Raw genomic sequence first — 13,752 nt, forward strand, 5'->3', positions numbered from 1 at the left:
CGCAGACTCCCACGAGGTACCGTGAGCACCAACCCCACTGACACCGCACCGGCACTGATCGGCGAGCATCTGCTGATCCAGAAGATCGGCCAGCTGATCAGGAAGGTCGCCGTGACGGATGCGACCATCCTGATCATGGGGGAGAGCGGCACCGGCAAGGAGCTGGTGGCGCGCGCCGTCCACGCGAACAGTCAGCGCACCGATCGGCCGTTCATCCCCGTCAACTGCGGCGCCATCCCGGCCGAGCTGCTCGAGTCGGAGATGTTCGGCCACGAGCGCGGAGCCTTCACGGGCGCCGTCGGCGCGCGCGCCGGCATGTTCCAGCTCGCCAACGGCGGCACGATCTTCCTGGACGAGGTGGGGGAGATGAACCCCACCCTCCAGGTGAAGCTGCTGCGCGTCCTGCAGGATCGCGAGCTGCGTCCCGTCGGCGGCGACCGCTCCTTCAAGGTCGACGTCCGCGTCGTGGCGGCGTCGAACAAGGACCTCGGCGCCGAGGTCGATGCGGGCCGCTTTCGCGAGGATCTCTTCTACCGGCTCCAGGTCATTCCGATCGTGATGCCGCCGCTGCGCGAACGCCGCTCGGACATCCCGCTCCTCGTCCGGCACTTCCTCGAGAAGCACAACCGCAAGAGGACCGGACGCCCCGTCGCCATCAACGAAGAGGCGATGGTGCACCTCTGGGAGTACGACTGGCCCGGCAACGTCCGTGAGCTCGAGAATCTGCTCGAACGCCTGGTCATCCTGTCCGAGGACGGCCTCATCGCGGTCCAACATCTGCCACCGGCCATTCGTTCGCTCATATCCGAGAAGAAGATCCCCCGGCCCACGCTGGGTGAGGGCGGTCTCGATCTCAACACGGCCGTCGAGGAGTTCGAGAACCGCCTCATCGAGGAGGCCCTGCGGCGCACGAAGGGGAACAAGCAGGCAGCCGCCCGCTTGCTGGGACTGAAGCGCACCACCCTCGTCGCCAAGCTACGCCGTCGTCGCGGTCCCGAGGCCGACGACGGGTCGGAGGCCCTCGAATGAGCACCCCGGTTCACACGCCCTTGATCCTGGTCGTCGACGACGACGCCGCGACCTGTGCGCTCACCGCGACGCTCCTCGAGCGCGACGGCCATCGCACGCTGCGGACGACGAGCGGCAAGGAAGGGCTGGCGATCATCGCCCGCGAGCCGGTGACGCTGCTCCTCCTAGACGTGGTCATGCCCGAAATGGGCGGCTTCGAGGTCTGCGCGGCTCTGCGAGCCACCGACGTCGGACGCAAGCTCCCCATCATTCTCCTCACTGGGAAGGATGACATCGACACCCGACAGGAGGGCATGCGGCTAGGTGTCAGCGAGTTCCTCACCAAGCCGATCGACCGCCACGAGCTGTCCGCGCGGGTGCGTGCCCAGCTTCACATCGTGGAGCTGACGCGACAGCTCGAGACCGTCGAACGCAACCTCAAGTCAGCTACGCATGATCGCAGCGAATCGGACGACAGGTAGATAACATAGTCTGAATTTTGGAACCGACACGGGGCTTGAGACGGCATTGCTACCGCTGCCTTACTAAGCTATAAAACTCCCGTTGCCCCCCGATTGGGGTGCAGGGAGGAGTCACAAATGGCTAAGGAAGACGACGTCCTGATCCAACTGGCCACGCGCATCCCGAAGGGGCTGCACCGCGAGATCAAGCTCTTCTGCGTGCAGACGGGCATCTCCGTGATGGAGTTCGTTGCCGAGGCGCTCGAGGACAAGCTCCGCAAGAGCAGCGCCAAGGCCGCCCGCAAGACCGCGGCGCGCTGACCCGATCGGGCCTAGTGGAGCTGCCCGGGCCGCGCGCTGGCGCGCACCCGGGCAAGCACCCGCCCGCGTAGGCGCTCGGCATCGATGTCGAGCGCTTCGCAGATGCGTGCGAAGCGAAAGCAATCGTCGCGCGCATCGCTCGCCACCCAGGCGAGCGCCTCTCGCAGCAGGGTCCCCGGGCGTCCCCGCGTCGCGCCGGTGTGCTTGAGCATCGTGCGTACGGCGTCTTCGAGCACCGCGAGCAGCAGGCGGCGCTCGCCTTGCGCATCGGTACCGGTTGATCCGTGCGCGGAACGCCGCATCATCCGACCGGCATGCACCGTTCGCATGGCGACGCCGCCGGCCATGCGCGATCGCATCGCGCCGTCCCGTCGGCCGCTCGAGACCGCAGCGCCCATGCCGTGCCGCGTGACACGGTGTGCACTCGACCTCAACCGCCTGGAGGCGTGACTTCCCGGCGCCGTATCAGGTGAGCCGCTCATCCCCCGGCGCGTCCGACTCCGCGCCGCGGCTTGCGACCACACGCGATCGCTTGCTACCCCGCCGGCGTGGACCTGCGCGAGGTATATTCTCAGCTCCGGGAATCGACGGACACCTTCGGCCCCCAGATTCGTGCCCAGGCCGCCGCGATTCCGGATCGCATCGCACTCCGGTTCGAGAACGGCACGACGACGTTCGGCGAGTACGACCGCGAGGTGAACCGCCTGGCCGCCGCGCTGCGCACCGCCGGTGCGACGCCCGGCACCCCGGTTGCGCTCCTCGCGCGCAACAGCCCGCTGTTCCTCTTCGCCCTCGGCGCGGTCGCGAAGCTCGGCGCCGTCGCCGCCCTCGTCAACACGCACGTGACCGGCGACGGTCTCGCGCATGTGCTCCGGGCGGCCGGCGCGACCCTCGGCGTCTGCGACGCCGACGCCGTGCCGGCGCTCGCCGACGTGGCGGGCTCCCACCCGGTTCGCTTCTTCGCCGACGCTCCCTCGAGCGCCGTCCTCCCCGCCGGCGTCGTCCCCCTCGACGACGTGCGACCGACGCACGCTCCCGAGCCCGACATCCCGGACGTCCGCGGTGGAGACGTTTTTCTGTACATCTATACGTCAGGGACCACCGGCTACCCGAAGCCGGCCATCGTCCGACACTTGAAGTTCTCGATGGGCGGCCTGCATCTGGCCGCGCTGCTGGGCATCGAACCCGGCGACACCGTCTACGCCCCGCTCCCGCTGTATCACGGCGAGAGCCTCTTCGTGGGCTTCGCGCCGGCGTTCCGCGCCGGCGCCGCGTTCGCATCGCGCTGCCAGTTCAGCGCCTCGGCGTTCCTCGACGACGTCCGGCGGCACGGCGCCGTCGCGTTCGTGTACGTGGGCGAACTCTGTCGCTATCTCCTACGCCAACCGCCGACGCCGCACGACAAGGACCACGCGCTGCGCGTCGCCGCCGGCGCCGGGCTGCGGCCCGACGTGTGGACGGCCTTCCAGGAGCGCTTCGGCGTCCCCCGCATCGTCGAGATGTACGGGGCGACCGAGGGCAACGTCGCACTGCAGAACCTCGACAACCGCGTCGGCTCCGTTGGCCGCCCGCACGCGCTCCTCGAGGATCAAGTGGCGCTCGCACGCATCGATCCAGCCACCGGCGATCTGCTCCGCACGCCCGAAGGGCGCGGCGTCGCCTGCGATGCCGACGAGGCCGGTGAGCTGCTCGGCCGCGTGGGCGTCGCCGGCGCGATGGAGTACGATGGCTACACCGATCGTGCCGCTACGGAGCACAAGCTGGTGCGCGATCTGTTCGCCCCAGGCGATGCCTGGTTCCGCAGCGGTGACCTCCTGCGCCGCGACGCCGACGGCTACTACTACTTCGTCGATCGGCTGGGCGACACGTTCCGCTGGAAGGGCGAGAACGTCGCGACCCAGGAGGTCGCCGACGTCCTCAACGGCGCACCGGGCGTGGCCGAGTCGTGCGTCTACGGCGTCGCCGTTCCGGGCGAGGACGGCCGCGCGGGCATGGCGGCCCTCGTCCTCGCGGAGCCCGGCCAGCTCGACGCGGCCGCGCTCTACGCGCACGTCGAGCGCCACCTGCCGCGCTACGCCCTCCCCGCGTTCCTGCGCCTCGTCGCGATGGTCGAGGTCACGGGCACGCAGAAGCAGCGCAAGCAGCAGCTCGCGGCCGAGGCCTTCGATCCGTCGCGCGTCTCCGACGCGCTGCTGGTGCGCGACGACGACGCCCGCACCTACCGTCCGCTCGGTCCCGACGAGCTCGAGGCGATCAGGACCCGCCGCTGGCGCCTGTGAGGCGCGCGGCCTCCGCGCGCAACGCCGCCTTGTCGACCTTGCCGCTGCCCTTCTGCGGCAGCTCCTCCTCGCGCCGCAGCCAGAGGTGGCGCGGCACCTTGTAGCTGGCCAGGTGCGCGCGGCAGTGCGCGAGCACCGCAGCGGAATCGAACACGCCGCGCGCGACGACGAAGGCGCCGACGTCCTCGCCACGGCGCGGCTCCGGCACGCCGACGGCGTACGCCGCCGCGATCGAGGCATGCGCCGCAAGCACCGCTTCGACTTCCGCCGCCGCCACGTTCGTGCCCGCGGTCTTGATGACGTCGCGCAGTCGCCCGACGAAGTGGAGCGCCCCGTCGGCGTCGAGGTGCCCGAGGTCGCCCGTGTGGAAGAAGCCGTCGGCGTCGAAGCAGGCCTCGCGCGGCATGCCGAGATAGCCCGTCATGAGCTCCGGTCCGCGCAGGCAGATCTCGCCGTCCTGCTCGGACGGCAGCACCGCGCCGGTGTGCGGATCGACGATGCGCAGCTCGCGTTCGCCGACGGGCGGACCGTGGCTTCCGGCCCGGCGCGCGAGCGGGGCGTCCCACGGCCACGCCGTGGCGAGCGGCGGCATCTCGGTCATGCCCCACGAGCCGACCGCGTGGTGGTCGGGGGGATAGAGCGCCGCGGCCCAGCGCGCGTTCGCGCCGACGCCCTTGCGCAGGTGCAACCGTTCACGTGCGAAGCCGGGCTCGGCGAGCAGCGCCTCGGCCTGATGCGGCCACGCGAAGAACACGGTGACGCGCTCCTCCTCCAGTAGCCGCAGCGTGGCCGCGGGCTCGAACACGTCCTGGAGAACCACCGCGCCGCCGCCTGCGAGCGTGCCGAGCCCGACCGCGACGAGGCCGCCCGCGAAGAAGAACGGCAGGTACCCCCAGGTGCGATCCTCGGGCCCGATGCCCAGCACGCGCGCGTTCGCCACGGCGGCGCGACAGAGCGCGCGCTGCGTGTGCACGACCCCTTTCGGCTCGGCCGTCGAGCCGGACGTGAAGCAGATGGTCGCCGCCATCTCGGGGCGGGCGGCACACGGCGGCGGGTCTCCTGCCCGAGCGCGCAGCGGCGCGAGGTCGACCGCGACGTCGGCCGCCGGCGTCTCCAGCAGCACGACCGTCTGCAGCGCGGGCAGCGCGTCGGTCCGCGGTGCCGAGCCGCCCCCGAGACCGGGCGCGATCGCATCCAGGCGGGCGGCATAGTCGTGACGGAGGAACCCGCGCACGGCGATCAGCGTCGACACCTCGGCGACGTGCAGCGCGTGTGCGAGCTCGCGCGCCGTATAGAGCGTCGAGAGCGGCACCAGGACCGCGCCCTGTCGCCACACGGCGAACGCCAGCGCGAGCCACTCCGGCCAGTTCGGTAGGAGGAGCCCGACGCGCGTCCCCGCCGTCACCCCCCGCGCCGCGAGCCCGGCGGCCAACGCGTCTACCTGCGCCTCGAGCCCGGCGTAGTCGACGCACCCGCGTGCCGACAGCAACGCCGACCGCGCTGGATCGCGCGCGACCGCGGCGGCGAGCAGCCCCGGCAGGGTGTCGGCAGGCGCCGCCATGCGCGCCGCACTGTGCCCGACTCGCGCCCGGGATGTCCACCGCGGCGGACGTGTTGCTCCACACGCGGACGGCGACGCATACTCGCGCTCGAGGCGATGCCGGGCGGCGCTCGTAGCGCTCGCCGTCGTCCTCACGAGCGGCACGGCGATGGCGAGGACCCCTCTGCGCGGCGTGGTCGAAGGCTACTACGGGCGACCGTGGAGCGGCCCGGCGCGGCGCGACGTCATCCGGTTCTGTGGCCAGAAGGGGCTGCGCACCTTCGTCTACGGTCCCAAGAACGACCCCTACCACCGCGACCGCTGGCGTGAGCCGTATCCCGACGACGTCCTCGCCGATCTGTGCGCGACCGTCGGCGTCGCTCGCGCGGCGCGGGTGCGGTTCGTCTGGGCCGTGAGCCCCGCGCTCGACCTCCGCTACACCTGCGCCGACGACCGCCGTGCGCTGGGCCGCAAGCTGCGCCAGGTCGCGCGCGCCGGCGTGCGGCGCTTCGCGCTCTTCTTCGACGACGTACCCGATGGCCTCGTCGACGCCGGCGACGTCGCGCGCTTCGGCGGCCGGGAAGGACCCGCCGTGGCACGCGCGCATGCCGCGCTCGCGAACGGCGTCGACCGCTGGCTGCGACGGCGGGGGCTCCCCGGCCTCGCGCTCATGGTGCCGACCGACTACGCCGGCAACGCGTGCAGCGCCTACGACGTCGAGCTCGGACGACGTCTGCGCCGCGGCATACCGATCGCGTGGACGGGCTCCGGCGTGTTCGCGCAGACGATCACCGGCGCCGAGGCGCGGGCACGCGCCGCCTGTCTCGGCGCGCACCCGATCGTGCTCTGGGACAACTTCCCCGTGAACGACACCGTCCTCGCGAACAGCCTGCACCTCGGGCCGTTCGCGGGACGCGATCCCGACCTCGCCGACGCACTCGCCGGCCACCTGCTGAATCCGATGACGCAGCCGTACGCGAGCCTCGTCGCGCTCGGCAGCGCCGCACGCTACTTCGCGATGCCGGCGACCTACGACGCGGAGAGCGCATGGGTCGCGTCGCTCGCCGAGCTCGACCCGAGCGGCGCCCTCCGGGTCCTCGCGGAGCAGACGCGCAGCTCGGCGCTGACCGCGGGCTTCTCCGACGCGCCGGCGTGGACGGCGGCCGTCGACGCGATCGAGACCATGCTCGACGGTCCGGACTGGGTGCCGGGCGTCGCCGCGCTCGAGGACGAGGCGAGCCGCCAGCGTACGGCGGCGGCCGCCTTGCGCGCGGAGGCGACCTCCGCGCCGCTGCGCACCGAGATCGCGCCCTGGGTGGACGAGATGGCGGCGCACGCCGCCACCGCGATGCACGTCGTCGCCATGCTGCGTGCGATGAAGCCGGCGCTCGTCGACCTCTCGATCACGCCGGCGGACGGGTCGCTGCATTTGACCGGACGCGCCGTGCCGCCGGACCCGGCGGAAGTCGCGCGATGCGCGGCCGCACTGCCGGGCGTTCCCGAAGCCGACCTCGGCGCCTATCTCGCATCCCTCGGCCCGATCACCGGCGCGGACCGCACCCTCTGCCCGGCCCTCGGGTTGAACGTCCACGGCAAGCACCTCTACCTCCTGCCGTGGAGCCTCGAACGCCTCGAGCTGGTCACCGGTCGCAACCAGTACGACCGTCTGCTCGCGCTCGTCCGGGATCGCCACCAAGCCTGGCTCGCACGCCAGGGCGCCGGCAGCGCGCTCTCCGCCGCCATCGACGCCGCACCGCTGGCGCTCGACGACGACGGTCGCTTCGACACGACCGTGCCGCGCACGCACGGCGTGCCGATGCGGCTCGTGGTCACGACGGCTGCCGGCGACGCGACCGGGCTCACACTGCCGTGAGCGCTGCCCGGGTCATGCGCTCAGGGCGCGAGCACGCCGCAGGTGAAGGTCAAATCGCTCGGCACGTCGGGGCCGTTGACGCGCTTCAGGCCGCAGCCGCGGATCTCGATGCCCGTCTTCTCACCCTGCTCGAGCACACCCAGCATCTCGCTGTTGATGCTCGTGCTCACCCGACACGTGCCACCGCTGACGACACAGCATCCGGTGATGGTGTTGCTGAGCCACTGCGGGATGTCGATCGTGCAGGGCGACTGCAGACAGCGCTGCGTGGTGAGACGCACCGACGCGACCGCGCACAGGGTGCGGCCCTCGCAGCCCGGCCCGAGGTTCTTGGCCGTGAAGCTCAGCTTGAAGTCGCCGAGGGGCGTCGTGACGCCGGCCGCCTTGCCGTATCCGGCGCGGAAGAACGGTCCCTGGAAGCCGCACAGCTCGTCGTTGCGAATCGGCGGGCTGCATGCCGGCACCGGGATCGGACCGGCAGTCAGCGTGTTCGGCGAGGTGCAGGCCTTGTAGGCAGTCACGAGCGGCGCCTTGATCGTCTTCGCGCGACGGGGTTCGTCGTGCGCGCCGGCGACCGACGCCGCCAGAAGAATGCCGACGGCAACGCTTCGCGCCAACGAGGAACGATACGACACGGACCACCTCCGAGATTTCATCTGCTGCTTCAGCCTTCGACCCAGCGAACGCCAAAGCGTTACTGCCCGGCCTGTTCCCGTGTCAAGGAATAATCAGTGCGATCGAGGGTTTCCGTCATACTCGCCGCCACGCGAGCATGTCTGTATGCAGATCTGCTTCGCTGTCAAAGATTGCAATGGCGCAAGAGCGCATGATGAGCGGTCGATCGCGCACACTGTCCGGTCCGACACCGAACCGGCCGACGCCACCCCTTTCGGAGGTATCCCATGCACGAAAAGTTCACCCGCCTGACGCCCGAGCTGTACGGCTACCTGGTTGCGCACAATCCGGCCCCTGATCCGGTTCTCGCCGATCTGGCGGCGGAAACCGCTGCCCTCGGCCCGGTCAGCATGATGCAGATCGCCGTGGAGCAAGGCGCCTTCCTCACTCTGCTCGCGCGTCTCCTGGGGGCGCGCTTCGTGGTCGAGGTGGGAACCTTTACAGGGTACAGCGCGATCTCCCTGGCCCGGGGCCTGGCCCCCGGCGGCCGCCTCCTCTGCTGCGACGTCAGCGAGGAGTGGACCGCGGTCGCCCGACGCTCCTGGGAGCGGGCCGGGCTCGAAGACCGCATCGAGCTGCGACTCGGGCCGGCGCTCGAGACGCTGCGTGCCCTTCCCGTCTCGCCGGCGATCGATCTCGCCTTCGTCGACGCCGACAAGCCGAGCTACCGCGCCTACTACGAGGAGCTGCTCGCGCGCCTGCGACCGAACGGCCTCATCGTCTTCGACAACGTCCTCTGGTCGGGCAGCGTCGCCGACGCCGCGAACACCGACGAGAGCACGGTGGCGCTGCGCGCGCTCAACGACGCGCTCGCCGAGGATCGGCGCGTCGATGCGGTGATGCTGCCGATCGCCGACGGGCTCTTCCTCGTCCGCAAGCGCTGACGCTTCGTCAGACGAGGCAGTCGGCGAGCGCGGCGTCCAGGTCGGGGAAGCGAAACACGAACCCGTGTGCGGTCGCGACGGCGGGCAGCACGCGCTGGCCCGTGAGCAGCATCGTCGCCATCTCGCCGACGAGGAGCCGTAGAACGAACGCCGGCACCGGCAGCACGGCGGGGCGACGGAGCACGCGGCCCAACGCGCGGGCGAACGTCGCGTTCGTCACCGGGTGCGGCGCCGTCGCGTTGACGGCGCCGCACCAGGTCGCGTCGCCGAGCGCGGCGAGCACGAGCGCCACGACGTCGTCGCGGTGGATCCACGACGTCCACTGACGCCCGCCGCCGAGCGGTCCGCCGAGCCCGAAACGAAACGGCGGCAGCATCGCGCCGAGGGCGCCGCCCCCGGCCGCGAGCACGACGCCGAGGCGCACGCGCACCACGCGCACGCCGAGGGACTCGGCGTCGCGGGTCGCATCCTCCCAGGCGCGACAGACGTCGGCGAGGAAGCCGGCGCCCGCCGGGACGTCCTCGTCGAGCGGCTCGTCGCCGTGCGGGCCGTAGAAGCCGATCGCCGAGGCGCTCACGAGGACCTGCGGGCGGACCGGGCTGGCGGCGAGCGCCCGCACGATCGCACGCGTGGTGTCGACGCGGCTGTCGCGGATCGCGGCCTTCTGCGCGGGTGTCCAGCGGCCGGCGGCGATCGGCGCGCCGGCGAGGTGGACGACGGCATCCATGCCGGCGACGGCCTGCGGCAGCGCCTCCCACGACACGGCGGCGTCGCCCGACGCCGGACGCCGGGTCACGAGCACGACGTCGTGTCCGGCCTGCGCCAACGCCTGCCGCAGCGCGACCCCCACGAACCCCGTCCCCCCGGTCACCATCACCCGCATGCGCCGGCGTTAGCACCCGCCCTCCCGCGACAGAAGCCCGCCCCGCGATGCTTGCGGCCCGGCGGCGTCCGTGCGACCTCCGCCCGCATGGCGATGCCGCTCGACGGAATCCGCGTCGTCGACTGGACGATCTGGCAGCAGGGTCCGGTCGCATCCGTGATGCTGGGCGATCTCGGCGCCGAGGTCATCAAGGTCGAGGAACGCGTCGGCGGCGACCCCGGCCGCGGCGTGCTGCGCGCGCAGGGGCTCGATCTCAGCGATCGGCCGAACTTCTACTTCGAGGCCAACAACCGCAACAAGCGGAGCATCACCGTCGACCTGAAGAAGCCGGAAGGCGTCGAGCTCGTGCGCCGCCTCGCGGACGGCGCCGACGTGTTCGTCCAGAACTTCCGGCACGGCGTCGCGGCGCGGCTCGGTCTCGACGCCGAGACCCTGTGCGCGCGCAACCCGCGTCTCGTGTACGCGAGCGCCACCGGCTACGGACCGGACGGCGCGGAGAGCACGGCGCCGTCGTTCGACTACCTCGGGCTCGCGCGCTCGGGGATCATGCTGGCGGCGGGCGAGCCGGACATGCCGCCGCTCGCCATCGCCGGCGGCATCGCCGATCAGATGGGCGCCGTGATGCTCGCCTACGGCGTGCTCGCCGCGCTCCTCGCGCGCGAGAAGACCGGGCGCGGGCAAACCGTCGACGCCTCGCACCTGGGCTCGATGGCGTGGCTGCAGGGGCTCGGCCTCTCGGCGCGCCTCATGCTGGGCCGCGCGCTGCCGCGCACCATGCGCGCCTATGCGACGAACCCGCTCTGGAACCACTACCAGTGCGGCGACGGACAATGGCTCGCGCTGTCGATGATCCAGGCCGATCGCTACTGGGCGCAGCTGTGCGCGGTGCTCGAGGTGCCCGACGCCGCGACCGACGAGCGCTTCGCGACGATGAACGCGCGCATGATGAACTGCGGCGCGTGCGTCGAGCTGCTCGACGCCACCTTCGCCACGCGACCGCGTGACGAGTGGCTCGCGCGCCTCGGCGCCGGCGGCGACTTCATCGTCTCGCGCGTGAACTCGGTCGACGACCTGCCCGACGACCCGCAGGTGCGTGCGAACGGCTACGTCGTCGCCTTCGACCACCCGAGCTTCGGGCCGACGGAGGTGCTCGGCGTCCCCGTACGCCTCGGCGACACCCCCGGCGGCATTCGTCTGCCGGCACCCGAGTTCGGGCAGCACACCGAGGAGATCCTGATCGAGCACCTCGGCATGACGTGGGAGGAGGTGGCGGCGCTGCGCGAGGCGGAGGTCGTCTGACCCGCGTCCTCATCGCCGGCTGCGGCGACGTCGGCACGGCGCTCGGGCTGCGGCTCGCCGGCGAGGGCCATCGCGTGCTCGGGCTGCGACGCGATCCGGCGCACCTCCCCGCGGCGATCGTCCCGCTCGCCGCGGACCTCGCCGACCCGGCGACGCTCGCAGTCCTCCCCGGCGACGTCGACGCACTCGTGTACGCCGCCGCCGCGGATCGCCGCGACGACGACGCCTACCGCCGCACCTACGTGGACGGGCTGGGTCACGTGCTCACGCGCCTGCGCGATGCCGGTGCACCGCTGCGCCGCCTCGTCTACGTCTCCAGCACCGCGGTCCACGCGCAGGACGACGGCGGCTGGGTCGACGAGGACTCGCCGGCGGATCCCGTGCACTTCGCCGGCCGGCGGCTGCGCGAGGGCGAACGGCTCGCGCTCGCGTCCGGCGTCCCGGCCGCCGTGCTGCGGCTCGCCGGCATCTACGGCCCCGGGCGCACCCGCCTCGTCGACGAGGTACGGGCCGGCACGGCGGTCGTCGCCGCCGATCCGCCGGTGTGGACGAACCGCATCCATCGCGACGACTGCGCGGGCGCCATCGCCCACCTGCTGGCACTGCCGTCGCCCGCGCCGATCTGGCTCGGCGTCGATCACGAGCCCGCGGAGCGCGGCGTGGTGCTCGACTGGCTCGCCGACCGCCTCGGCGTCGCCCGCCCGCGGCGCGTCCCGTCCGCGCCGCGCGAGCGCGGCGGCAACAAACGCTGCGACGGAAGCCGCCTGCGCGCCTCGGGCTACGTCTTTCGCTACCCGACCTTCCGCGAGGGCTACGCCGGCATCCTCGCCGGCGCACGCTGACGCCGCTCGGCGCGGACGGAAGCCGCGCGCGCCGCCCCTGGGCGGGTCAGCACGCTGCGGCGTCGGCGAGCGCACGCACGCGGGCGAGCGGCTCGGCGAGCGCCGCCGCGGTGCCGGCCCGCAGCGTCACGTGCCCGACCTTGCGACCGGGCCGCGGCGCCTTCCCATAGAGGTGGAGGTGCGCGCGCGGCACGGCGAGCAGCGCGGCCGGATCCGGCCAGGCGCCGATCAGGTTCACCATCGCCGCCACGCCGTGCATCGTGGTCGCGCCGAGCGGCGCCCCGGTCACCGCGCGCACGTGGTTCTCGAACTGGCTCGTCGCAGCGCCTTCGATCGTCCAGTGCCCGGAGTTGTGCACACGAGGCGCCATCTCGTTCGCGAGGAGCGCGTCGCCCACCTGGAACAGCTCGAGCGCGAGGACGCCGACGTAGCCGAGCGCATCGAGCACCCGCCGCGCGTGCCCCTCCGCCAACGCCTGGAGCGCCGGCGTCAGGTCGGGTGCCGGAGCGAGCGACAGGCGCAGCACGCCGGCCACGTGACGGTTCTCGACCAGCGGCCAGCAGGCGACGCCGCCGTCGTGCCCGCGCACGGCCAGCACCGACAGCTCGCGCGTGAACGCTACGAACGCCTCGGCGATCGCCGGGCGCCCGGCGATCGCCGCCCAGGCGCCGTCGAGGTCGTCGGCGGTACGCACCACGACCTGCCCCTTGCCGTCGTAGCCGAAGCGTCGCGTCTTCAGGATCAGCGGCAGCCCCAGCCGTTCGGCTGCGGCCGCGAGGCCGACGCGATCGTCCACGACGGCGAAATCCGGCGTCGGCACGCCGAGCGCGCGCAAGAAGCGCTTCTCGACGACCCGATCCTGTGCCTGCGCCAGCGCCTCGGGGGGCGGGTGCACCGGCACACGCGCGGCCAGGGCGCGCGCGGCCGCGACGGGAACGTTCTCGAACTCGTACGTGACGACGTCGACCGCGTCGGCCAACGCGTCCAGGGCCGCCGCGTCCTCGGCCGACGCCGCGATCACGCGGCCGAGATCGCGCGTCGACTCGGGAGCCGGCTCGAGGAACGTGAAGGTGTGGCCCAGCGGCATGCCCGCGAGCGCCAGCATGCGGCCCAGCTGGCCCCCGCCGAGGACGCCGATCCTCATTTCGTCGTGCGCGGGTCGGGCGCCGCCAGCACCGCGTCCGTCTGCTCGTGGCGGAAGCGGCGCAGAGCCTCGCGGATCGCCGGGTGCCGAGCGCCCAGGATCGCGGCCGCGAGCAGGGCCGCGTTCGTCGCCCCGGCCGAGCCGATGGCCAGTGTCGCCACCGGGATGCCGGCCGGCATCTGCACGATGGAGAGCAGCGAATCGACCCCGCGCAGCACCTTCGACTCGACCGGAACGCCGAGCACCGGCAGGACCGTCTTGGCGGCAGTCATCCCCGGGAGGTGGGCTGCCCCGCCCGCTCCCGCGATCAGGACCTCGAGACCACGGCCCTCGGCCGCCGCGGCGTACTCGAACAGGAGGTCCGGGGTGCGATGGGCCGAGACGACGCGGACCTCGTGCGCGACGCCGAGCCGGTCGAGCGTCTCGGCCGCATGCCGCATGGTCCCCCAATCCGAGCGCGAGCCCATGACGATGCCGACCAGCGGCGCGCTCATCGGCGCATCCCCATCTCGGTCCCTGCCTCCCGCGGACGTCCCTGTACCG

General features: G+C 72.4%; 14 protein-coding genes. 8 read left to right on the forward strand and 6 right to left on the reverse strand.

Features of this window, described 5'->3' with window-relative positions:
* Positions 1-21 precede the first annotated feature (21 nt).
* The 3 genes from KIT14_25580 to KIT14_25590 all read left to right on the forward strand — a co-directional run bounded on the left by KIT14_25580 (position 22) and on the right by KIT14_25590 (position 1,790).
* Entirely contained in the window at positions 22-1,029 is a 1,008-nt protein-coding gene (locus KIT14_25580) for a sigma-54-dependent Fis family transcriptional regulator (protein MCW5893889.1), read from the forward strand.
* Complete coding sequence (locus KIT14_25585) at positions 1,026-1,490, forward strand: response regulator (GenBank protein MCW5893890.1); 465 nt, start codon at positions 1,026-1,028, stop codon at positions 1,488-1,490. Before KIT14_25580 ends, KIT14_25585 begins: the two co-directional genes overlap by 4 nt.
* A 117-nt stretch (positions 1,491-1,607) precedes the next feature.
* Positions 1,608-1,790: a hypothetical protein gene (locus KIT14_25590; protein ID MCW5893891.1), complete on the forward strand. Its 183-nt coding sequence runs from the start codon at positions 1,608-1,610 to the stop codon at positions 1,788-1,790.
* A gap of 11 nt (positions 1,791-1,801) precedes the next feature.
* On the opposite strand, the gene KIT14_25595 is transcribed toward KIT14_25590, so the two are convergent.
* Entirely contained in the window at positions 1,802-2,188 is a 387-nt protein-coding gene (locus tag KIT14_25595) for a hypothetical protein (protein ID MCW5893892.1), read from the reverse strand.
* 150 nt (positions 2,189-2,338) lie between these two features.
* Between KIT14_25595 and KIT14_25600 the strand changes: the two genes are divergently transcribed.
* Entirely contained in the window at positions 2,339-4,069 is a 1,731-nt protein-coding gene (locus KIT14_25600; protein ID MCW5893893.1) for an AMP-binding protein, read from the forward strand.
* On the opposite strand, the gene KIT14_25605 is transcribed toward KIT14_25600, so the two are convergent.
* Positions 4,044-5,630 carry an acyl--CoA ligase gene (locus tag KIT14_25605; GenBank protein ID MCW5893894.1) on the reverse strand — a complete coding sequence of 529 codons (1,587 nt, stop codon included), beginning with the start codon at positions 5,628-5,630 and terminating at the stop codon, positions 4,044-4,046. The two genes, KIT14_25600 and KIT14_25605, sit on opposite strands and share 26 nt — an antisense overlap.
* Positions 5,631-5,778: 148 nt before the next feature.
* Between KIT14_25605 and KIT14_25610 the strand changes: the two genes are divergently transcribed.
* Positions 5,779-7,482 (forward strand): beta-N-acetylglucosaminidase domain-containing protein, encoded by a 1,704-nt coding sequence (locus KIT14_25610; GenBank protein ID MCW5893895.1) that lies wholly within the window; start codon positions 5,779-5,781, stop codon positions 7,480-7,482.
* A 20-nt stretch (positions 7,483-7,502) separates the two neighbouring features.
* Here KIT14_25610 and KIT14_25615 read toward each other — a convergent pair whose 3' ends face one another.
* A complete protein-coding gene (locus KIT14_25615) occupies positions 7,503-8,003 on the reverse strand; it encodes a hypothetical protein (GenBank protein MCW5893896.1) in 501 nt (166 codons plus the stop codon).
* 381 nt (positions 8,004-8,384) lie between these two features.
* Between KIT14_25615 and KIT14_25620 the strand changes: the two genes are divergently transcribed.
* Positions 8,385-9,041 carry a class I SAM-dependent methyltransferase gene (locus tag KIT14_25620; GenBank protein MCW5893897.1) on the forward strand — a complete coding sequence of 219 codons (657 nt, stop codon included), beginning with the start codon at positions 8,385-8,387 and terminating at the stop codon, positions 9,039-9,041.
* Positions 9,042-9,048: 7 nt separating this feature from the next.
* On the opposite strand, the gene KIT14_25625 is transcribed toward KIT14_25620, so the two are convergent.
* Complete coding sequence (locus tag KIT14_25625) at positions 9,049-9,924, reverse strand: TIGR01777 family oxidoreductase (GenBank protein ID MCW5893898.1); 876 nt, start codon at positions 9,922-9,924, stop codon at positions 9,049-9,051.
* An 87-nt stretch (positions 9,925-10,011) separates the two neighbouring features.
* On the opposite strand from KIT14_25625, the gene KIT14_25630 reads away from it, so the two are divergent.
* Together KIT14_25630 and KIT14_25635 are read left to right on the forward strand one after the other, a co-directional pair.
* Positions 10,012-11,223 carry a CoA transferase gene (locus tag KIT14_25630; GenBank protein ID MCW5893899.1) on the forward strand — a complete coding sequence of 404 codons (1,212 nt, stop codon included), beginning with the start codon at positions 10,012-10,014 and terminating at the stop codon, positions 11,221-11,223.
* On the forward strand, positions 11,220-12,065 hold the full coding sequence (locus KIT14_25635; protein MCW5893900.1) for an SDR family oxidoreductase: 846 nt from the start codon (positions 11,220-11,222) through the stop codon (positions 12,063-12,065). Before KIT14_25630 ends, KIT14_25635 begins: the two co-directional genes overlap by 4 nt.
* A gap of 46 nt (positions 12,066-12,111) precedes the next feature.
* Here KIT14_25635 and KIT14_25640 read toward each other — a convergent pair whose 3' ends face one another.
* Both KIT14_25640 and purE read right to left on the reverse strand, forming a co-directional pair.
* The gene (locus KIT14_25640; protein ID MCW5893901.1) at positions 12,112-13,209 is read right to left on the reverse strand and encodes a 5-(carboxyamino)imidazole ribonucleotide synthase; all 1,098 of its coding nucleotides are present in this window, start codon (positions 13,207-13,209) and stop codon (positions 12,112-12,114) included.
* A complete protein-coding gene (gene purE, locus KIT14_25645) occupies positions 13,206-13,703 on the reverse strand; it encodes a 5-(carboxyamino)imidazole ribonucleotide mutase (GenBank protein ID MCW5893902.1) in 498 nt (165 codons plus the stop codon). The genes KIT14_25640 and purE overlap by 4 nt, the downstream gene beginning before the upstream one ends.
* Positions 13,704-13,752: the final 49 nt, after the last annotated feature.

The organism is bacterium (assembly GCA_026129405.1).
Classification (GTDB): domain Bacteria; phylum Desulfobacterota; class Binatia; order DP-6; family DP-6; genus JAHCID01.

Bases quoted from the DNA above. Each gene is read 5' to 3' on its own strand.
- KIT14_25640 (MCW5893901.1), bottom strand. From the start codon at position 13,209: ATGAGGATCGGCGTCCTCGGCGGGGGCCAGCTGGGCCGCATGCTGGCG.
- KIT14_25585 (MCW5893890.1), top strand. From the start codon at position 1,026: ATGAGCACCCCGGTTCACACGCCCTTGATCCTGGTCGTCGACGACGAC.
- KIT14_25620 (MCW5893897.1), top strand. From the start codon at position 8,385: ATGCACGAAAAGTTCACCCGCCTGACGCCCGAGCTGTACGGCTACCTG.
- KIT14_25610 (MCW5893895.1), top strand. From the start codon at position 5,779: ATGGCGAGGACCCCTCTGCGCGGCGTGGTCGAAGGCTACTACGGGCGA.
- KIT14_25605 (MCW5893894.1), bottom strand. From the start codon at position 5,630: ATGGCGGCGCCTGCCGACACCCTGCCGGGGCTGCTCGCCGCCGCGGTC.
- KIT14_25625 (MCW5893898.1), bottom strand. From the start codon at position 9,924: ATGCGGGTGATGGTGACCGGGGGGACGGGGTTCGTGGGGGTCGCGCTG.
- KIT14_25590 (MCW5893891.1), top strand. From the start codon at position 1,608: ATGGCTAAGGAAGACGACGTCCTGATCCAACTGGCCACGCGCATCCCG.
- KIT14_25595 (MCW5893892.1), bottom strand. From the start codon at position 2,188: ATGGGCGCTGCGGTCTCGAGCGGCCGACGGGACGGCGCGATGCGATCG.
- KIT14_25630 (MCW5893899.1), top strand. From the start codon at position 10,012: ATGGCGATGCCGCTCGACGGAATCCGCGTCGTCGACTGGACGATCTGG.
- purE (MCW5893902.1), bottom strand. From the start codon at position 13,703: ATGAGCGCGCCGCTGGTCGGCATCGTCATGGGCTCGCGCTCGGATTGG.